Annotated in this window: 19 protein-coding genes; 7 read left to right on the top strand and 12 right to left on the bottom strand. The window is 57.6% G+C overall.

Translation table 11 applies throughout. The features are described 5' to 3' along the window. Window positions 1-206: 206 nt before the first annotated feature. Entirely contained in the window at window positions 207-1,382 is a 1,176-nt protein-coding gene (locus U3654_RS06345; RefSeq protein WP_324754500.1) for a Hint domain-containing protein, read from the bottom strand. Between the two features lie 531 nt (window positions 1,383-1,913). On the opposite strand from U3654_RS06345, the gene U3654_RS06340 reads away from it, so the two are divergent. Further along, the gene (locus U3654_RS06340) at window positions 1,914-2,348 is read left to right on the top strand and encodes a thioredoxin domain-containing protein (protein WP_324754499.1); all 435 of its coding nucleotides are present in this window, start codon (window positions 1,914-1,916) and stop codon (window positions 2,346-2,348) included. 643 nt (window positions 2,349-2,991) lie between these two features. Here U3654_RS06340 and U3654_RS06335 read toward each other — a convergent pair. After that, window positions 2,992-3,357, bottom strand: coding sequence for a phasin family protein (locus U3654_RS06335; protein WP_324754498.1), 366 nt, complete (start codon window positions 3,355-3,357; stop codon window positions 2,992-2,994). Between the two features lie 371 nt (window positions 3,358-3,728). Beyond that, complete coding sequence (locus U3654_RS06330; protein ID WP_324754497.1) at window positions 3,729-4,127, bottom strand: cytochrome c; 399 nt, start codon at window positions 4,125-4,127, stop codon at window positions 3,729-3,731. A 338-nt stretch (window positions 4,128-4,465) separates the two neighbouring features. On the opposite strand from U3654_RS06330, the gene U3654_RS06325 reads away from it, so the two are divergent. From U3654_RS06325 to uvrA, 3 genes are all read left to right on the top strand, one after another. Continuing rightward, window positions 4,466-5,320 carry a universal stress protein gene (locus tag U3654_RS06325; protein ID WP_324754496.1) on the top strand — a complete coding sequence of 285 codons (855 nt, stop codon included), beginning with the start codon at window positions 4,466-4,468 and terminating at the stop codon, window positions 5,318-5,320. A gap of 637 nt (window positions 5,321-5,957) precedes the next feature. Next, on the top strand, window positions 5,958-6,929 hold the full coding sequence (locus tag U3654_RS06320) for a quinone oxidoreductase (protein ID WP_324754495.1): 972 nt from the start codon (window positions 5,958-5,960) through the stop codon (window positions 6,927-6,929). 72 nt (window positions 6,930-7,001) lie between these two features. Then, the gene (gene uvrA / locus U3654_RS06315; RefSeq protein ID WP_324754494.1) at window positions 7,002-9,470 is read left to right on the top strand and encodes an excinuclease ABC subunit UvrA; all 2,469 of its coding nucleotides are present in this window, start codon (window positions 7,002-7,004) and stop codon (window positions 9,468-9,470) included. Window positions 9,471-9,635: 165 nt separating this feature from the next. Here uvrA and U3654_RS06310 read toward each other — a convergent pair whose 3' ends face one another. Together U3654_RS06310 and U3654_RS06305 are read right to left on the bottom strand one after the other, a co-directional pair. After that, window positions 9,636-10,541: a bestrophin family protein gene (locus tag U3654_RS06310; RefSeq protein WP_324754493.1), complete on the bottom strand. Its 906-nt coding sequence runs from the start codon at window positions 10,539-10,541 to the stop codon at window positions 9,636-9,638. A 40-nt stretch (window positions 10,542-10,581) separates the two neighbouring features. After that, entirely contained in the window at window positions 10,582-11,469 is an 888-nt protein-coding gene (locus tag U3654_RS06305; protein ID WP_324754492.1) for a LysR family transcriptional regulator, read from the bottom strand. Window positions 11,470-11,617: 148 nt separating this feature from the next. Between U3654_RS06305 and U3654_RS06300 the strand changes: the two genes are divergently transcribed. The 3 genes from U3654_RS06300 (at window position 11,618) to U3654_RS06290 (ending at window position 14,005) form a co-directional block, all read left to right on the top strand. Beyond that, window positions 11,618-12,736, top strand: coding sequence for an S-(hydroxymethyl)glutathione dehydrogenase/class III alcohol dehydrogenase (locus U3654_RS06300; protein WP_416384588.1), 1,119 nt, complete (start codon window positions 11,618-11,620; stop codon window positions 12,734-12,736). A gap of 60 nt (window positions 12,737-12,796) precedes the next feature. Then, a complete protein-coding gene (locus U3654_RS06295; protein ID WP_324754491.1) occupies window positions 12,797-12,976 on the top strand; it encodes a hypothetical protein in 180 nt (59 codons plus the stop codon). Between the two features lie 291 nt (window positions 12,977-13,267). Further along, entirely contained in the window at window positions 13,268-14,005 is a 738-nt protein-coding gene (locus tag U3654_RS06290; protein WP_324754490.1) for a hypothetical protein, read from the top strand. Between the two features lie 771 nt (window positions 14,006-14,776). On the opposite strand, the gene U3654_RS06285 is transcribed toward U3654_RS06290, so the two are convergent. From U3654_RS06285 to U3654_RS06255, 7 genes are all read right to left on the bottom strand, one after another. Next, on the bottom strand, window positions 14,777-15,538 hold the full coding sequence (locus U3654_RS06285) for an ABC transporter permease subunit (RefSeq protein WP_324754489.1): 762 nt from the start codon (window positions 15,536-15,538) through the stop codon (window positions 14,777-14,779). Beyond that, a complete protein-coding gene (locus U3654_RS06280) occupies window positions 15,535-16,227 on the bottom strand; it encodes an ABC transporter permease (RefSeq protein ID WP_324754488.1) in 693 nt (230 codons plus the stop codon). The genes U3654_RS06285 and U3654_RS06280 overlap by 4 nt, the downstream gene beginning before the upstream one ends. Window positions 16,228-16,298: 71 nt before the next feature. Further along, entirely contained in the window at window positions 16,299-17,087 is a 789-nt protein-coding gene (locus U3654_RS06275; protein ID WP_324754487.1) for an ABC transporter substrate-binding protein, read from the bottom strand. A 28-nt stretch (window positions 17,088-17,115) separates the two neighbouring features. Continuing rightward, window positions 17,116-17,886, bottom strand: coding sequence for an ABC transporter ATP-binding protein (locus U3654_RS06270; RefSeq protein WP_324754486.1), 771 nt, complete (start codon window positions 17,884-17,886; stop codon window positions 17,116-17,118). Next, window positions 17,883-19,274: an NAD(P)/FAD-dependent oxidoreductase gene (locus U3654_RS06265; protein WP_324754485.1), complete on the bottom strand. Its 1,392-nt coding sequence runs from the start codon at window positions 19,272-19,274 to the stop codon at window positions 17,883-17,885. The genes U3654_RS06270 and U3654_RS06265 overlap by 4 nt, the downstream gene beginning before the upstream one ends. Beyond that, a complete protein-coding gene (locus tag U3654_RS06260; RefSeq protein ID WP_324754484.1) occupies window positions 19,267-19,584 on the bottom strand; it encodes a (2Fe-2S)-binding protein in 318 nt (105 codons plus the stop codon). The genes U3654_RS06265 and U3654_RS06260 overlap by 8 nt, the downstream gene beginning before the upstream one ends. Then, on the bottom strand, window positions 19,550-20,674 hold the full coding sequence (locus U3654_RS06255; protein ID WP_324754483.1) for an FAD-dependent oxidoreductase: 1,125 nt from the start codon (window positions 20,672-20,674) through the stop codon (window positions 19,550-19,552). Before U3654_RS06255 ends, U3654_RS06260 begins: the two co-directional genes overlap by 35 nt. Window positions 20,675-20,678: the final 4 nt, after the last annotated feature.

Here is a 20,678-nt window from a genome sequence, read left to right as displayed (position 1 = left end):
TGGAATTGCCCACAGGGGCACCGCCAATACCGCCACTGCGTCTAGATCAATGTCGCCTAGCCCTTCCCCGGTCAGAATCTCCATGATGCTCTGTGCGGGCGACGACAGGGCCACAATCAGCACGTCGGGTAAGCAACACGGACAACGATATTTAGCTGGTCCGCTCATACTAGACGGATCTCCGCATTTTGGGTCCCGTTTTGCTTTTACAGCAACTCGTCAAACAGAGCCTTGTGATTCTTGGAATGCCGATAGGCAAGGGTCTTCATCTGCTTGCCAGTAGTCGGGATCAGGCGCGCAGAGCCACGCACAAATGCCTGATCTGTCAGCTCCGGGAAAAGATAGTCAATTTCTTCGATTGCTTCAGGTTCGAGGCCCGCAAGCGCCTGAGGGCCAGGATAGAGGCTTTCGGTTGCGGCACCTTCCGAAAAGACGATTTCGTGCTGGTCGAACAGCATATGGAAATACGTGATCTCGGTCGTATCCTCGACGATATTGATGCCATCTATTCGAACAAGTTTGTTGGCAGGCATCAGCACCTCAGTAACTCCAAACATCCGCTCTGCAATAGCCGAGCGGATCAGCACCCGGTGCTGCGGCGAGACGACAAGATCACGTGTGGGCAGTCCGCCACCCAAAGCGCTCGCCGAAAAGCGGATCGGCTTTAGCTTGGGCTTTGCTGTTAACTCGGCCAGACCCAGCGTCCGCGATCCGATCCACCGGATCGGCTGTTCGCCGTGATCCAGCGTCGTTACCATGTCACCGGCCTTCAGGTCTTCGATTGCAATTAAGCCGGTGGCTGTGGTGATCAGCGTTCCTGCCGCGAAACAGACAATATTGATTTCGTCGATATTCTTGATTTTAAGGTCGGCGGGGTCAGTTTGGGTATAAAGAACATTGAAATCTTTTCCGCCATCGATTTCTTTTAGATCGGCATTCGCGCCTATCCTGATGACATCGTTACCACCGTCGGTCTTAAGGGCGTCTTTCATGGAAAAGTCATCGCCAGCGGTGAACGTATCAACGCCGTCTTTTGAGCCATCGTAACGCTTAAGCGACACCCTGTCACCGGCGTTCACGGTAATCGATTCGGTCTTGTCTGCCTTGATGAACGTCCTGCTCAGATCAACATCATCGCTGATGTTGACTGTGGGATTGAGGTTGTCTTTGAATTCAATATCCAGCTTGTTGGTGTTACTCTGCTCAAACCTGACTTCGAAGTCAGTAGAGGTATTGCTGGCAGCTTCAAATTTTGTGTTCCTGTTTGCTGTCGGATCAACGATGAACACGTCGCCATCATTGACCTGAATCGTTCCGCCGGCGCGGATTTCGTTCGGCCCCAGCGGGTCCGTGTTATTTGCAACTATGGTATAGGTCGGCATATCTTTTGCCCTCCATTTAATTGCTAGGTAAATACACGCTTCAGTTCGGTGATGACCCCCATTTTTCACATCAAGATTAGGGCGATTTTTGGCATGCCCGCCGAAAGGTTCGTGGTTAGCCCCGCAGTAAGGCTGCTGAACATTCACTGCTCAGGCGGAGCCTTGCAAAATTTTGATTTGAAAGATGCCATCATCATTCTTTTCAGTGGGGTTTCGATAGCAGTGCATGTTTACTTTCGCTCATCCTGTCCTAATCAGAATAGCGTCGCTGGATACGCTCACATTGACCTGCGTTAAGGCACCCTTTCGGCTGAAGCTTTGCGCGTCGGACTCGGTGGAACCCCCGCACTGAAGTGGTCGTCCTTTTTGATAGGCTGGCCCGCGATACGCAAATAGGCAGCCATCCGACCGGCTGGTTATAAAATGCAGATTTGTTCCATGAACTATGTTTCCATTGCAACGCCGCACTGATGCAGGCCACCCGCGTTTGTGTTAGCATGAGTTACGAGGGGCTAAAGCATGGAGGTTACAATGGCTATTAATGTTGTGTGCCTGGAATGCGGTCAAGGAAACCGGATACCCGAGGCAAAACTGGATGCCGGAGCCAAATGCGCAACATGCGGTGCGGGCTTGATCAAGGGAGAGCCGACCGAAGTCTCGCTTGACCTGCTGGTCAAGGCGGCGCGGATAGACGGCATACCCCTTATCGTGGACTTTTGGGCCGCTTGGTGTCAGCCCTGTCGCATGATGGCGCCAGAATTTGCAACTGCGGCCAAGGCGCTGAAAGGTAAGGCTCGCTTTGCAAAGCTGGACACGGAGGCTTTTCCTCAAGCGAATAAACGGTATGACATCCGTGGAATTCCTCTTTTGATTGCCTTTCAGGGCGGTCACGAAATCAAGCGCCAATCTGGGGTGATATCAGCATCAAAGATCGTGGAATGGGCGTCCGGCTTCTCGCTCGCCTAAGATCGTGTCTAATGAATGCCATCCAAGCCGAACCCTGCCCTAGTGCAGCGCCAACCTGTCCGGTCAATCGCAAAATACACAATCGACACCAGTCATTGATGAAGCCAACATTTGATGGGAGATGGAAAATGCATACTGATCTTGCAACCCGACGCCGTGTTTTGATTGTGATGTACCAACGTTACGTAAAAGCTGACCAGAACTGGAACTTGGCGTTGCGTGATATGAGGACGTGGTTTCCACCCGAGAGTCAGCCCAATCCCTCGAGAATGGGCAATCCGGGCTCATCGATACGTCGGCTTTACGAGCAGCGAAAGCGAGCGGTGTTCCAGCTGGAAGCCGCGCATGTAAAACTTGACGTGGCTAGGCAGCGGTTAAAAGAAAAGGTCCCAAGACCGACTATCGCGCCATTTCTGTGCCTCACGTATACTCGCGTTGTTGGGCATGTCAGCTGATCGCATGAAGCCAATTTTCCGTGATACAGCTTTTGGCGGCCCGGCAGGCTGAGCCGCCCACCTGAGCCACCAACAGCTTTTGCCGGACTTGGTCACAATCCGCGCCCGGCGCCCTGTTGGCCGGAAACCGTACTGACCGAGCATCAGACACTGCATAAATTTCCGACACATCCGGTCACAATCACCGCTTACAATGGCACATCGTCGTAGCCGCGACTGGTTATGATCGGCAGACTAGGCAGCCCCTTGGGCGCGGCCTCTGACATCATTTCCATCATCCGCGTTGCCTGAACGCGGTACTGTTCCAATGCCTGAGTAAAGAATTCAGCCTGAATTTTCTGGACCTCTGCTAGATTGGTACATGCCAGCAGGGCCTTTTGGGTTTCCAAATCCTGTTCCACACGGGATGCAACAAACCGCAGAGTCTCGTTACCCATGTCGGTCCAGATTTTTTGCGCCGTTTCGCCCATCGGGCCCAAGGCATTCATCGTGTCGGTAGCGGCAGTCGTGGCTTCGTTCTCAGATTTCGTGGGATTCTTTGCAGATTCTGTCATGTTTTTTTCCTTCGGTTATCTTTGAGTGATTTTCTTTAGCTTCGCGCGCTTCGTCTACATGGCTGAACATCTCAACTTGAGTGTTCCGGCTTGAAAGTTAGTGCAAGAGTGGCCTTTGCTCTATCGGGACGATGGCTTCCGGGGCCGGTGGTTGGTAGCCAAGAGAAATATAGGGTCGTTCGCCTCGGGCGCATTAACCTGGGCTGAATACCCCAGCGTTTCAGGGTTGGCGCGACGCCCCATACCTATTGCTTGGGCTGGACCGCAGCGTTTCAGTCGGCTGGGATATCAGCCCAGTGATACGAAGATGGCGACCGTTGCGCGGGACTGCCTGAGGGGGCAACCCACAGGCAAACTGCGGATTTATCCCACTATTGCTGTATCGATTGTAGCCAAGCGACAAGATCGACGATCGGCTGGCTGGTCACGATTGGTTGGCCGGAACTGGTTTTCAGACTGACATCACGGCCTTCAAAAAAGTCACCATACACTGGCATCGGTGATCCGTGGCTGACCAATGGGTCGCGCCCATCGATCCGCCATATCACCCTCTGGAGCGGAAACTCACCATCGTTGTCACGCCGCAAATGCGTCAGATCAACTGGTTGCAGAAGCAATACCGGAGCCATCGGCCCCGCGCCATTTGCGTCCGGCCCGTGGCACATCGCGCATCTGTTCTGAAACACACGCTCGCCCTCTGACGGGTCTTGAGCCATTGCAGGCAGTCCGAAAATCGCCGCCAATAGTATTCCTCTAAGCAAACCTCGCATCACAGCCTCCTTGTTGCACCATCAACCTTACCCCGACGTGCTGATCACAGCTTTGACCGGGATCAATTTGGCGTTTCATTTCCGCCCTAGCGACCATTTTTAACGGAACGGATGCCACAGCGGTGCCAACCGCATTCATTCCTGCCCCTTTTAACATCAGAGAATTTCCAGATACTGGGCTGCTCAATCCACAGATCAGGCCGCTTCTTGAACTCAAACGGAACTTGATCCCGATCAACGCACCTTCCGGGCAACGCTAGTAAGATTGCCTCGCCTGACTGCCGCTGCTGTTGGCAAGCAAGCAGGCGATACATAGCTGCCAACCGGAGGATATTACTATGAAAAACGCAAGCGTTCTCGTTCTTGTCGGGCCTTCAGCGAAGGCTACGGATCTTGATCCTATCCTGCAATCGGCTGCCGAGCAGCGGACGCATTTGTCGTTCTTGGTCTTGGGGGCGCTGCCCCGCCCGCCCGTCTACGGCTATGGAATGGCGCCCTACGGAGTTCCCGTAGTTTCGGACAGCTGGCAAAAGGAAATTGAAACTGCGAGGTCCGAATTAACCGAGACGGCCGACGCAATCCGAAACCGTCTCGATGTTGCCGGCTCAAACGGTGATGCCGATACTCTCGGATGCGAAGCAGCCGAATTGGCCTCAATCATCGGTCGCAGGGCCGCGACCTGCGATGTCGTGCTCATATCCAACGATCTGCGCGCAAACGAAATAATATTTCGTAACGCAGTGCACGGAACCCTTTTCCAATCACCGGTAGGTGTGATCCTGAACCCCGGCTCCTCCAGTCCAGTAATCGCGCCCAAACGCGTGTTCGTCGCGTGGGACACCGGCCTTCCCGCAGCGCGCGCTGTCCATGCCGCCCTACCTTTGCTGAAAGAAGCCACCGAGGTGATTATTGGTGTTTTCGACCCCGACGCATCGATGGGTCAGGACGGAGAAAACCCCGGATCCGAGGTCGCGCGCTGGCTTAGTCATCACGGATGCCAAGTGGACCTGCAGCAATACCCAAGCGGCGGCAAAGAGATCGGGACTTGCATTCAAAGACGCGCCACCGAAGCAGGTGCCGACTTGGTCGTCATGGGGGCCTATGGCCACTCCCGGATGCGACAGGCTGCTTTCGGCGGCACGACACGATCAATGGTCGAACAGACGGAAATGCCTATTCTGCTGGCTCATTGATCACTATGAGAGCCGAGAGGTTTGCGAGAGTCGTTTACAGATTTCCTGTCAGCTGCGAATTTGATCCCATAATATGATGTTGCGACCCTTCCGAGAATGGAAGGTCGCAACATAGGGCAAATTCGTTACCTGACTGCCACGCCTGGTTAACCGCCTGAGCAGTAACCCTCGGCGAGCAGGTGTGGTTCGCCAGATTGTAGAGCGCATTAAAACGGGTCGCAGTGTTGCCAATGAGGTTTAGCAAGAAATCGCCTGGCTCGAATTGACCATTAATTTTCGTTGGTTCGGCAGTTTATGTCGTCGCGCAACCGACCTAAACGACGGATTGTTGAACGCCCTTTGATGGCCGCTGTGCGGATAGAGCAAGCCCGGAACTTTCAAATTTAAATATCCGGGTCCGACGGTAGTGAGGCATTGGTTGCGCTCGTCTTGAAAGGAATATGAAAATCATCACTACTTGGCGCAAATGAGTGGTCTATGTGGTCCGCCGCTGTCGTGTCTTGTGATTGGCAAGACGCATTTATCGTGTATTGATTGGCGTCCTCAGCAGATCACCAAACTACTTTGGCTGATTTCTGGATGTGATATCCTCTTTCAACGGACTAGTGCCAATAGCCACCGACGGGAAAGCGAACAGATGAAAGCGATCAAATTTCACAAAACCGGTGGTCCGGAAGTCATGCAGTACGAGAACATCACTCTGGATGCTCCGCAAGCACGCGAGGTGCGGTTGCGCCATACTGCCATCGGGCTCAATTATCTCGATACCTACTTTCGCTCCGGTGCCTACCCCCTACCCTTGCCCAGCGGTCTGGGCTTTGAGGGCGCCGGCGTGGTCGAAGCGGTTGGCGATGGCGTCACCAGCTTGAAAGAAGGCGACAGGGTTGCCTACGGCGCGGGGCCATTGGGGTCCTATTCGCAAGCGCGCAACATGCCAGCCAACAGGCTTAGCAAACTGCCAGATTCAATCGAGGATGACACTGCGGCTGCCATGATGCTCAAGGGAATGACTGTGCGCTATTTGCTGCGGGAAACCTACAAGGTCAAAGCTGGCGATACGATCCTGTGGCACGCTGTAGCTGGTGGCGTTGGCCTGATTGCCGTTCAGTGGGCGAAACATCTGGGCGTCCGCGTTATCGGCACGACTAGCTCGCCAGAAAAGGCTGCGCTGGCCAAATCCTTTGGCTGTGATGAGGTGATAAACTACACAAAAGAGAATGTCGCAGAGCGGGTGCGTGAGCTAACCGATGGCAAGGGTGTGCCAGTGGTCTACGATGGTGTCGGTCAGGCCACTCTTGACCCTTCGCTCGACAGTCTCAGCCCGCGTGGCCTGCTGGTTAGCTTTGGCTCTGCATCTGGCCCGGTAAAGGGCTTTGACACAGGCGTATTGGCGGCAAAGGGCTCGCTTTATCTGACTCGTCCATCGCTAAACACGTATGTGGAATCTGATGAGGCATTGCAGGCCAACGTGGCTGATCTGTTCGAGGTTGTCGGGTCGGGTGCTGTCAAAATTGAGGTCAACCAGACCTATGCGCTGGCGGACGCGGTCAAGGCGCATCAGGATCTGGAGGGCCGCAAGACGACCGGCTCGACCGTGTTGCGGCCATAGCCAGACGAGACCGAAGCAATTCCCTTAGATAAGCCCAAGAACGTCGCGTGCGACCCTGACCACTGCATTCAGGTGCGGGGCGCGCGTGTCCACAATCTAAAGAACATCGACGTCGATCTGCCCCGTAATGCGCTTGTCGTTTTTACGGGCATCTCCGGGTCTGGAAAATCCTCGCTGGCCTTTGGAACGCTGTTTGCAGAGTCTCAGCGCCGGTATCTGGATTCAGTGTCGCCCTACGCGCGCCGCTTGATTGATCAGGTTGGCGAACCTGACGTCGACGCCATCGACGGGCTTCCGCCAGCGGTCGCACTGCAACAACAACGCGGTGCGCCCTCGGCACGGTCCTCAGTCGGGAGTGTCACGACGATATCGAACGGCTTGCGGATGCTCTATTCACGCGCCGGAAAATACCCGCGCGGGCAACAGATACTCTATGCCGATGCGTTCTCGCCAAACACTCCTGATGGCGCGTGCCCGCGCTGTCATGGCATCGGGCGCGTGTTTGAAGTGACCGAAAAGCTGCTTGTTCCCGATGACACCAAAACGATCCGCGAGCGTGCCATCGCAGCGTGGCCGCCCGCGTGGGGGGGACAAAACCTGCGCGACATCCTCGTTTCGCTCGGGCACGACATCGACATACCGTGGAAGGACCTGCCCCAAAAGACCCGCGACTGGATCTTGTTTACGGATGAGACACCAGTGGAGCCGGTCTATGCAGGCTTTACCCCCGATGAGACGCGCCGCGCACGTCGGCGCAATCTGTCGCCCAGTTACATGGGGACGTTCACAAGTGCGCAGCGCTACGTGCTGCATTCGTTTGCAACAACCCAAAGCCATCGCACTAAGAAACGCGTCTCGCAGTTCATGCAGATTTCCGAATGCCCCGACTGCAACGGCAAGAAGCTGAAGCGCGAGTCGCTCGCGGTGACATTTGCAGGTCTGGATATCGGGCAGCTGTCGCAACTCACGCTGAGCGACCTTGCCGCGCGGTTGCGCGATGCAGCCACGGCAAAACCGGACGCCAGCGACTTGCACCCGGAAAAGGCGATCGTGGCGCAGCGCATTGCCAGCGACATTCTGGCCCGCGTCGAAGCGCTCACGACCCTCGGCCTTGGCTATCTGTCGCTTGAACGCAGCACGCCAACCCTGTCACCGGGCGAGTTGCAGCGATTGCGGCTGGCCACGCAAATCCGCTCGCAGCTGTTCGGTGTGATCTATGTTCTGGATGAGCCTTCGGCAGGGCTGCACCCGGCGGATACCCAAGCATTGCTGGGCGCGCTGGATGAGCTCAAAGGCGCTGGCAACTCGTTGTTCGTGGTCGAGCATGACGACAGCGTCATTCGACATGCCGACTGGATCGTGGACATCGGGCCGGATGCCGGAACACATGGCGGCAAAGTTGTCTACAACGGCCCGATAGAGGGCCTGCGCGACGTGAAAGGGTCGCATACCGGGCGCTATCTATTCGCGCCAGATCTCTCGGCAGATCGCACGCCGCGGAAGCCGACAGGTTGGCTAAAGCTGGAGGGGATCGAGCAAAACAACCTGCGAAGCCTGGACGTTAAATTCCCCCTCGGGGTTATGACAACAGTTACCGGTGTATCAGGCTCAGGCAAGTCAAGCCTTGTCAGTCAAGCCCTCGTCGAGCTGGTTGGCGAAGCCTTGGGGCAAAAGAAGTCCGTTGAAGCCGCCAGTGATGAAGCTGAGATGCTGGAGCGGGAACTAGAGACGTCCATCGGCGGACAGATCGTTGATGGGATGGAGCACGTTCGCCGCTTGGTTACTGTTGATCAAAAACCGATCGGGCGCACGCCGCGCTCCAACCTCGCCACATATACCGGTCTGTTTGACCATGTTCGCAAGCTGTTCGCGTCGACACGCAAAGCAAAAGCACGTCGATATGACGTTGGCCGCTTTTCGTTTAATGTCGCAAAGGGCCGTTGCCCGAATTGCGAAGGCGCGGGTTTTGTCAGTGTGGAGCTGCTCTTCCTGCCCAGCGTCTACGCGCCCTGCCCTGTGTGTCGAGGCCAGCGATACAACGCCAAAACGCTGGAGATCACCTACCGCGACAAGAACATTGCAGAAGTGCTCGACATGACGGTCTATAAGGCGCACGAATTCTTCGCTGATGAACCTGCGGTTTTGCGCGCGCTTCAGGCTTTGCTGCAAGTTGGTCTAGGCTACTTGCGCCTCGGGCAGCCCGCGACCGAGCTATCGGGCGGAGAAGCGCAGCGGATTAAACTCGCGACCGAGCTGCAACGCGCGGGGCGCAGCGATACGCTATATGTTCTGGACGAACCAACTACCGGCCTACACCCAGCAGACGTGGCGATGTTGATGGCGCAGCTCAACGGATTGGTCGACGCGGGCAACACCGTGATCATGGTTGAGCACAGTATGCTGGTCGCCCGCAGCAGCCACTGGATCATCGACATCGGCCCCGGTGCCGGGGACGCAGGCGGCGCGGTCGTCGTCCAAGGCCCGCCTGAATGTGTAGCAAGGTCAAAGACCAGCCGAACTGCTCCGTTCCTGCTCCCGTAGCGGCACCCGCTGGGCCGTAAAGCGCGTGATCGCTCGGTGCGGAACATAGGACAAATCAAAGCCCATCAGGTGGGGCACGATCACTTTGACGCGGTTTCGCTTGTGATTCACCATGGTTGAAAAGCCTGCTTTACAGCGGCCACCCCTATCTTCGCGAGGCCTACCCTAACTCAACACATGGTTTGTCACGCCCAAAGGCTCAGGCGGCTGGCGATCCAGCGCTTCGGACACCGATATTTCAATCGTTCGGCACATCGCATCAAGCGGCAGCCCGTTCTGAACGTGGCGAAATGGCAGTTCCAATTCATTGGTCACCGCCTGAAGGCCAAAGAAAACATAGGCCACGACCGCCGAAAACACCGGGGCAAACCAGCTCGTGGCTTCGATCAGCGCGAAGGGTAGCAACCAGCAGTAAAGATATGTCGTTCGACGCACCAAGAGGGAATACACGAAGGGCAATGGCGTCGTCACGATGCGTTCACATCCTGCTTGCGCCAGCGCCAATGAGGACAGCGTCTGCGAGATGGTCATCTGGCCAAACCCACTGATAGCGTCATCATTGGCAAGCTTTCCAAGCTGGTCAGCCATAGACCGCAGCGCTGCATCTGCGGGGTTTTTCCGCGCAATCATCGTTGCTGCTTTTTCTTCGCCAATCCAGTCGAGGATATCGGCCCGCACATCGACGCCTCGCAAAAACCCACGGTGAAGATGGGCAAAGGCGACGGCGCAGGACAGTATATGCGCGCGATCTGCCCCTTTGCCGACAAAAACGCACATGTGCCGCCCCAAATTGCGCACATCGGCAATCATTGATCCCCAAAGTTTGCGCGCCTCCCACCAGCGGTCGTAAGCCGCGTTGTTGCGAAACCCAAGGAACAGCGACAGCGCGACGCCGAATATGCCCATGGCACCGATCGAAATACGCGGCAGGGCGACGAGATATTGATCAATCAGCAGGACAATGACAGACAGCAACGCGACCCCAATGATCCTGCCAATTATTTTCGGCACAACCGATCCTTGCATGACAAAGAAAAGCTGCAGTGAGGACGGGTGCTCTCTGACGATCATCTGATTTTCCTCAATACTTAAATGTAAATAGCGCGCAAATTCATGCTAATCCTTGGCCCAGATGGTCCAGCAGCAGCCGCACCTTGGGCGACAGGTGCCGGTTCTGTGGATAGATCGCCCATATGCCATCATCCGGTGCGCGATAAGTGTCGAGAACAGACACCAGCCGACCCGCCTGAAGTTCGGCCTCGACATAATAATCCGGCAATTGAATGAGCCCCACACCTTTTTCTGCGGCATCGACCAAGGCCCACCCGCTATTGCAGCGAATATTCCCGGTGACGCGAATATGGCGCGTCTTGCCTCGCTCCTGAAAGCGCCAGTAGCCCACTGTGCCTTGCAGGCAATTGTGCTGCTCCAGTTCGGACAGGGTATGCGGCGCGCCACGCACCGCAAGATAGTCGGGCGAGGCGCAGACGTAATGGGTGCGCGATGCCAGCCGCTTGGCCATCATGGTGCTGTCTTCAAGCTCGCCCAGACGGATCGCCAAATCATAGCTTTCTGCGACCAGATCGAGCATCTGGTTGGTCAGGGTCAGATTGACCTCCAGTTCCGGGTAGCGGACGACAAAATCGTTTACCAACGGGGCGATCCGGCTTTCGCCATAGGTCACCGGGGCGGTCAGGTTCAGCCTGCCCCTGGGCGTCTGGTGCAGGTCCGAGATCGCGCGTTCCGCTTCCGCCAGCCCATCGAGAACCTGTCGGCAGTGATTGTAATAGGTTTGCCCTGTATCGGTGATCGTGACCTTTCGTGTGGTGCGATAGAACAGCTTTACCGCCAGTCGCGCCTCAAGCGCTCCGATCTGGCGACTAACCTGCGCTGTGGAAATGCCCAACCGACTGGCGGCGGTGGTAAAACTCTCGGTCTCTGCGACGGCAACGAATTCGGAAACGCCTTCCCAACTGAACATCGGCGCCTCCCATGCCATCAGATGCACCTACATTATTACTTTGCCGTAATACTGATTTGCAAAAATTCATGATTATGGCGGGGCGGGAATAGTGTAAACCCCGTACATGCCCCGCTGCACAAGCGGTCCCTACCAACCAGAAGCAAAGCGAGTCCTCATGACTGACGTGATCAAATCCAGAGCGGCTGTCGCCTGGGCGGTTAACCAGCCGCTCTCGATCGAAGAGATTGACGTGGCGCCGCCGCAGGCTGGCGAAGTGCGCATTCGCATCGTCGCCTCGGGCGTGTGCCACACCGATGCGTTCACGCTGTCGGGTGACGATCCCGAGGGGCTGTTCCCGGTTGTTCTGGGCCATGAGGGCGGCGGTATCGTCGAATCCATCGGCGAAGGCGTGACCAGCGTTGCCGTCGGCGATCACGTGATCCCGCTCTACACGCCCGAATGCGGGGAATGTAAGTTCTGCAAATCCGGCAAGACCAACCTTTGCCAGAAGATCCGCGAAACGCAAGGCAAGGGCCTGATGCCCGACGGCACCAGCCGGTTTTCCAAGGACGGCAAGCCGATCCTGCACTACATGGGCTGCTCGACTTTTTCCGAATATACCGTGCTGCCGGAGATTTCGCTGGCCAAGGTCAATCCCGACGCCCCGCTGGAAGAAGTCTGCCTGCTGGGCTGCGGCGTCACCACCGGCATGGGCGCGGTGATGAACACCGCCAAGGTCGAGGAAGGCGCGACCGTCGCGATCTTTGGCATGGGCGGCATCGGCCTCTCGGCCGTGATCGGCGCGACGATGGCCAAGGCCAGCCGGATCATCGTGATCGACATCAACGAGAGCAAGTTCGATCTGGCCCGCAAACTGGGCGCGACCGATTTCATCAACCCCAAGGACCACGACAAGCCGATTCAGGATGTGATCGTGGAACTGACCGACGGCGGTGTTGATTACTCGTTTGAGTGTATCGGCAACGTCAATGTCATGCGCTCGGCGCTGGAATGCTGCCACAAGGGCTGGGGTGAATCCGTGGTCATCGGTGTCGCCGGCGCGGGTCAGGAAATCTGCACCCGTCCGTTCCAGCTGGTCACCGGCCGGGTCTGGCGCGGGTCTGCCTTTGGCGGCGTCAAGGGCCGGTCGGAACTGCCCGACTATGTCGAGCGCTACCTCAAGGGCGAATTCAAGCTGAACGATTTCATCACTCACACCATGGGTCTTGAGGGCATCAACGAGGCGTTCGATCTGATGCACGAAGGCAAAAGCATCCGCAGCGTCATTCACTTCGATAAGTAAGCGAAACGAGGGGTCGCGCCACGTGCGGCGCGGCCACATCATCTGGACGAAAGATACAGCATGTCACTGGAAACCGCCGGCGTTGACAAGAGCCTTGGCGGCTGGACCAAGGACCATGGCGACCATGCAAACAACCTGAACTACGACATGCGGTTCACGATTTACCTATCTCCGCAGATCGCGAAAGGACAGGAAGTGCCGGTGATCCTATTGGCTGTCCGGGCTGACCTGCACCGATGAGAATTTTATGCCGAAAGCCGGCCACCAACGCATGGCTTGGAGCATGGCGTCGCGATTGTAACCCCGACACCAGTCCGCGCGGCGCGGATGTGGCGGATGTCGATAGCTATGACCATGGGCAAAGCGCTGGATTTTACGCCAACGCCACACAATCACGGTGTAAGTGCCATTTCCACATGCGCGATTACGTTCTGAACGTGCGTCCTCAGCAGATCGAAAGGTCCGTTTGGCGGTCGTGGATCACGGTGACGCCGACGAGTTTTTTGTAGAACGGTCGAAAGGACTATCGAAATGAATGGCACCACTCTGATCGGATTGTCGCTGGCATCGGTGTTGTTTCTTAGCCTTGTCCACGTGCTTGCGGATATGTTGCGCTGGAAGCGCCAATTGCCGCAGAAGTACTGGCTGTCCTTCGCTGATGGCATTTCCATCAGCTATGTCTTTCTTGGACTTCTGCCAAAGATCGTTGAAGGGACGGCTGCATTTCCAGACTCGCTGGGCTACGCTGCGGAAATCCTCAAGCACAGCCCGTTCCTGCCGTTACTGATCGGCCTCGTCGCGTTCTATGGCATGGAACGTATGGTGGAAAAACCGGTTGATGCAAGTGGCTCTCACATTGCGCACGAAGCCACCGGGCTGAGGGTCTGGATCCACCTTGCATCCTACGCATTTTACAAGGCCATCATCGGCTATCTTATCGTGCAAATGAACAATCCGGTTTCGATCGTCATTTTCGCGATTTCGATGGCTGTTCATTTTCTGGTCGTCGACTATCGGATGATGGACATCCACAAGGGCGTCTATCAGCGCATCGGAAGATGGGCACTGACCATCGCCATCCTTGTCGGCTGGATCGTCGGTGCCACAACGGTAATCTCGCCGGTGGTGGTCACTCTTCTGCTGTCGTTTCTCGCAGGTGGAATTGTGTTGGTCGTGCTGGAAGAAGAGTTTTCACGTGAACACCCGTCTTCGTTTCCGGCGTTCGTGGCGGCGGTTGCGGTTTACACGGTGGTGCAGATTTCGATCTGAGCCAAGGCTGCATCGCGCACGTTCAGATTTTCAACGAATTTGCGCTGTGCGGATAACGCATTCGATGAATGCATCATTGATACTCAGGTGAATGGGAGGGGCGCTTTTGCCCGCCTGTTCTACCAAGGCCATGCCAAAGATGAGAGCGCCAATCATCAAATCGGAAGGATCACCGCCGTATAGCCGCCTTTTCTACAGAGGTCGACCTGGAACGGCGGGTTTTGATCACTCATGCCGGTCGGTTACGAGGGATCGTCGTCAGGCGATGCGATCTAGGGATGGGCGGTGTTGATCAGCGAAGGCTCGGACCGGGAAATCGACGCGCGGCTGTTTTGCCAAAAATCAGCTTGGCGGCCAACTTGAGGTGTTCGATCAACTTGTCGCCGGCGAGGTGGATCTGATGCTCCGCTGGCCTTCGACCTCCTATGACAAACGCATTGGCGTTCTGAACGCGCCCTACATGGTCACGTTTTGGACCAGGCGCTGGCGGCATATCGGCCGGGTGGCTGGGTCAACGGAACGCTCAATGATGTGTTTGCCGACATCGCCATCATCTGTTTCGGCGCATTGCCCTCAGGCACCCACGCACCATTCAACTTGCCGAAATCCGCGATACTAGCGAGTCAATTAACCGCAATGTGCACATGTCTGCTCTGTCACATCGGCTCCGCTTCCAACTTGGCAGCCGAGATAGATGGTACCGCCACACCTGACGAGCTTACCGCATCCTTAAGTCGATATGCATAACGTTCGGACTATGCGAATACCCTCTCAGGTGACGGGGGTCGGAGTGATAGTCGGCTCCACGCCCTCGCTACGGCGGACTAAATGGCGCAGATAGCGGCGTTCGAACCAGCGAAAGGCCCATGCTATGCAGAGAACGATCAGGAAGTAGAGCACGGCCGCAGTGATGAACCCCTCATAAGCGAGGTAGTAGCGACCGTTCAGCCAGCGCCCGACGCCAAGGATATCCTGAAGCGTGATTGTGCTGGCTATGACGGACCCGTGCAGCATGAAGATGACTTCGTTTGAATAGGCCGGGATCGCTCGGCGGAAGGCCGAGGGCAGAATGATCCGACGCATGCGGCTGCGGTAGGAATGGCCTGTGGCGATTGCGGCTTCGACCTCGCCGGTTGGCGTGTCGGCGATGGCACCGCGCAGCAATTCGGTCGTATAGGCTGCTGTGTTTAGGGTGAACGCAATCAGCGCACACCACCATGCCGACGATAGGATCGGATCCCAGAGAAAGCTGTTGCGGATGACGTCGAACTGTCCGACGCCGTAGTAGATCAGATAGGTCTGGACCAGCAGCGGCGTGCCGCGAAAAACATAAGTGTAAGCCTGTACCAGCGGATTAAATACAGCGTGCCCGGACGCACGCGCGATCGCCATGGGAATGGCCAGCAGGGTGCCCAGCAGCAGCGCCAGAAACGTAAGGTTCAGCGTAGTCCACACGCCATATAAGAAACGGTCGAAATTATCGGCGATCAGCGCAATGTCGAGAGGGATATAGGACAGTATGTTTTCCATCATCCCGCCCTCACCACGCCGCGGCTGTAGTGTCGTTCAAGCGCGCGCAGCAAAACATCCGAGACGGCCGTCAGCATCAGATAGATGACAAACGCCGCCGCCATGAAGGTAAACAGCATGCCCGTGGAGCGGCCTGCGGTGAACGCGTTATAGACCAGATCCTGAAGGCCGATGACCGAAACGAGTGCCGTCGTCTTGAGTTGCACCAGCCAGTTGTTGGTGAAACCCGGCAACGCATAGCGCACCATCTGGGGCCAGATGATGTGGCGGAATATCAGCGATCTGGACATGCCACAGCTGATCCCCGCCTCGATCTGGCCGCGCGGGATAGCCATGATCGCGCCCCGGAACGTTTCGGTGAAATAGGCGCCAAAGATCACGCCAATCGTTCCGGCGCCTGCCGCGAATTGGCTGACTTCGACATAACCCCAAAGCCCAGTGATCACGCCGATATTGTTCAGCGTCACCTGACCGCCGTAAAAAACCAGCAGGATCAGCACGAGGTCGGGCACACCGCGCACGATGGTCGTGTACAGCCCGGCCAGACGCCGCGCCAAACGGTTGGAGGACAGCTTCGCCCAAGCACCCAACAGCCCAAACAGCAGCGCAAAGACAAGCGACGTCAGCGCCAGCTTAATCGTCATAAGCGTTCCGTCAATCAACTGGGATTGGTATTCCAGTATCAGGTCCATCAGGCGTCCCCCGGTTGTGGGTCAGGGCGACGAAGTGCCGCCCTGACCTTTTTTTGGTGCAGGTCCGATCATTAGGAAGCAGGACGTCCGCCATAGATGTCGAAATCGAAATACTTGTCGTTGATCTCTGCGTAGGTGCCGTTTTCGCGGATGGCGAGGATCGCCGCGCTAAACGCATCGCGCAACTCTTCCTCGCCTTGGCGCACGGCGATGCCGACGCCTTCACCGTAGCATTCGATATCAACGTGATCGCCACCAAGGAACGCGTAGCCCGCCCCTGCATCCGTATCGAGAAAGCCCTCCTTCGCGATCAGGCTGTCTGACAGTTGTGCATCCACACGGCCCAGCGCGAGGTCACGGAACACTTCGTCCTGCGAGCCGTAAAGAACGATTTCCGCATCGGGGAACATCTTTTCAGCGTAGCACTGGTGCGTCGCACCGCGCTGCACGCCGATCCGCTTGCCGGCCAGCCCTTCGGGCGTGTCGTCAAAATCGGCATCCTCCGGGGCGACCACGCGGGCGGGCGTCTGATAGTATTTGTCCGAGAAATCGATCTGGCGCTTGCGCTCTTCGGTGATCGACATGGACGCGACGATGGCATCAAACTTTTGCGCCTTGAGCGCGGGGATCATGCCGTCCCATTCCTGCTGGATCAGTTCGCATTCACGCTGCATTTCGGCGCAAAGCGCCTCTGCGATTTCAATGTCGAAACCGACAAGTGTGCCGTCGGATGACGTGGACGAAAACGGAGGGTATGCGCCCTCGACTGCGATGCGCAGCACGTCCTGCGCAGTGGCGGGGATGGCAATCGCGGCCAGCGCGGCGGCAGCGACAGTGGTCAGAATAGTTCTACGGATCATGGTTGGGTCCTTTTCTAGGGTTGGATGGTCAATTCATGCGCGACAAAAACGCCTGAAATTCGGTGGTTTGAGGGTTTGAGAATATCTCCGACGGCGGGCCTTCTTCGCAGACCTCGCCTTTGTGAAGAAAGACGGTCTTGGTCGATACATCGCGGGCAAAGCTCATTTCATGCGTGACGACCAGCATCGTGCGCCCCTCGTCGGCCAGATCGCGCATGACGCCCAGCACCTCGCCCACCAGTTCGGGATCAAGGGCCGAGGTCGGCTCGTCAAATAACATCACATCAGGATCCATCGCCAGTGCCCGCGCAATGGCGACACGCTGCTGCTGACCGCCGGACAAATGCGCTGGGTAATAATCGGCGCGATCAGACAGCCCGACCTTGGCCAGCAGGGCCTTGGCCTTCTCGCGCGCTTCCGCCTTGGGCGTCTTTTGCACGTAAAGCGGCCCTTCCATCACGTTTTCCAGCACAGTCATGTGCGACCACAAGTTAAAGCCTTGAAACACCATGGCAAGGCGCGCGCGCATCCGCTCGACCTGTCGAATATCCTCGGGCACCGTATCGCCGTGGCGGTTACGCTTCATGCGCATCTTTTCCCCCGCCAGCCAGACGTCGCCGGAATTCGGTATCTCCAGCAGGTTGATGCAGCGCAGGAACGTGCTTTTGCCAGAGCCGGAGGCGCCAAGGATGGCAATGACTTCGCCTTTCTGCGCTTCCATTGAGACGCCCTTGATGACCTCGTGACTACCGAAACTCTTGTGCAGGTCTTCGATCTTCAACGCTGCGGGATCGCTCATACCGTTTCCTCCTGATCGCTGGTCAGTGTTGCCAACTCGCCCAAGCTGATCGGCTTGATGGGCGAACGTGCCCTTGGCGGGACGATCTGACCCATACGTGATGTTTTTCCTGCACTCAAAATTCCACGCACTGTGGCGTCGCACATGCGACCTTGGCACGCGCCCATGCCAACGCGCAACGATGTTTTGATCTGACGGTGACCTTGTGCGCCCTCGCTCATGCCTTGCCGGACTGCGCCAGCGCTGACCTCCTCGCAGCGGCAGATGATGGTATCGTCGGGAGGCGACAGGACCTCAATCGGGGGCGGATAGGCGGCGTCCAGAAAGGGGCGAATGGCGCGGGCGCGAAACAGCGTCGCGCCGGCAGCCGCTGCGCGTTGGTTGCGTACATCGGCACTGTTGTGCCCGCTGGCGTGTAAAATATTCAGGGCCGTCAATTCCCCGGACGCGGTGGCAACCTCAGCGCCGCCGATGCCCGCCCCGTCACCGGCAACGTGCAGGCCCGGCTGATCGGTGGCCCCCCAAAAATCGTGGGCCGGCTGAAAGGCAACCTGTGCCGCGTTCCATTCATGCGTGATGCCCGCGGCACGGCTTAGATGCGTTGACGGGATCACACCCTGATGCGTCAGCAGAAGGGCGCAGGTCAGACTCTCGCGCTTGCCTTTCGAGTGAAAAGAGAAATGGATCATGCCGCTGGCGTCGGACGTCGCGTTGAAATCAGAGGCAGTTGTGTATCGCCGAACACCGGCCGCGCTTATTTTCCGGATGAGGCCAAGCCCCTTCAAAAACATTCCCGCTGCAAACGCTGCCTTCGGCAGATATCGCAAGGCACCTAGCATCATGCGGGTTGTCTGGGTCTCGACCAACGCCTTTGGTGGGCATCCGGCGTCTATCATCTGCGCCGCGACCAGATACAGAAGCGGCCCCGACCCCGCCAACACGGCGTCGCGTGGCAACATCCCGGCTGTCTTCATCAGTATCTGCGCCGCCCCCGCTGTCATCACACCGGGCAGTGTCCAGCCGGGGAATGGCACGGGCCGCTCCTGCGCGCCACCCGCCAGCACAACATGCGGCGCTGCCGCGATATGGCTGGTGCCACCTCGCGACCAGACGACGCGCGGCCCAGCCTCCAGCCGCCAGACGGTCGCGCCGGATTCCACCGTGACGAGCGGATGATCCAGCGCATCAACCAGCCGCGCGCCGGATGCATACTCCGCGCCCAGCCAGCCACGCGCTGACCGGTTCTGGCCGACATTGCGGTAGATCTGCCCGCCGGGCTGAGCCTGTTCGTCCAGCAGCAATGCGCGCAGCCCACCATCGGCCGCCGTCCGGGCAGCCGACATGCCGGCAGGACCGGCGCCGATGATGATAAGATCGAATTCAGACATCGTTGCATCCCGTCAGTCGGCGCAATCCCATCTGGCGGCTGACGATCATCCCGTCGCGTACTGGACACATGCAGGCCTGTGTATTGGGATTGCCATCGACCTCGACCAAACACTCAAAACAGACGCCCATCATGCAAAACGCTGTGCGTGCGTCCCCTTTGGCTGTCTGCCTCGTGTACGCGCCGGAATGGGCCAGAAGGGCTGCGGCAAGCGATACTCCCGCAGGGCTCGTCACAGTCTCGCCCTCGTATTGAAACTCTACGACTGTGCCGGTCTCAGGCGGCGTTAGAAATCGTGAAACGGTTTTCATCGAAGGCCTCCAGATCAGGTGCTGCAGATGTGCTTTCTATCCAGTCCGCAAGGACGGTGGCGTGCAACGGGGCAAGCGTGACACCGCTATGACACGTGATGAGATAGGCACCGGGATGGTGCGCGGAGCGCGCGTAGACCGGATACCCGTCTGGCGACATGACGCGCAGCGCGCTCCAGGCCCGCACGACGCGCACGTCTGCCAATGCAGGAAATACGGTCACCGCGTGGCGCGCAAGCCCGGTCATCACGTCCAGCGTTTCTCTATCGTCCAGACCTGCATCGGCCTTGGTTCCCCCGATCTGCACACCGCCCTCATCCACCTGCCGGATCGTGCTGGACAGGAACGGCAGGCGGTCGCCCAGTTTTTCGGTAATCAGCAGTTCGCCGCGTTGGGGCCGTATCTGCGTGGCAAAGCCCAGTTGGGCGGCCAGTGTCGCTGCGCCCAGTCCGGCGCAAAGGATGACCTTTTGCGCACTGCGTTTCTGCCCGCTCGCCATCAAGACGTCAAATCCGTCTCCGGTAACCGGTGCGATTTTTGCCACTGGCGCACTCATTTCTACGCGCCCACCGGCGGCTACTACGGCACTCCGCAACGCGCGCAGGAAGCGCAGTGGGTTCACATGCCCGTCATGCCGGGAGAAGCTGGCCCCGACGACGTCCGGTCCGATGCCCGGAATCTGCGCTCGCAGATCATCGCCACTGAGCATCTCATGGCTAAATTGATTGCCCAGATGCCGCTGCTGCTGTGCCAGCATTCCTGCAAATTCATCCATCTCGCCAGCATCAGTGAAGAACTCGAAACCGCCGGTCTGATCCAGCGCGACATCGATGCCGGATAAATCCGCCAGCCGGCGCGCAAAATCCGGCCATGCAGCCAATGCCTCGCTGGTCCATCTGGCATAAGGCGCAAAATTCCATCCCTTGCCCTGCCCCCAGACAAGGCCAAAGTTGCCCTGCGACGCCCGTGCATCACTGTCGGCGCCATCCAGCACATGAACCCTGCGACCGGCCAGGAGCAGCCCCAGCGCCACGGACAGCCCGACAACGCCGCCGCCGACAATGGTGATTTCTGGGTCAGTACGGTTCATGCGA

This window comes from Roseovarius sp. Pro17 (assembly GCF_035599575.1).
Lineage (GTDB): Bacteria > Pseudomonadota > Alphaproteobacteria > Rhodobacterales > Rhodobacteraceae > Roseovarius.
The sequence above is the reverse complement of the archived record's forward strand: the minus strand, read 5'-3'. Positions and strand labels throughout refer to the sequence as shown.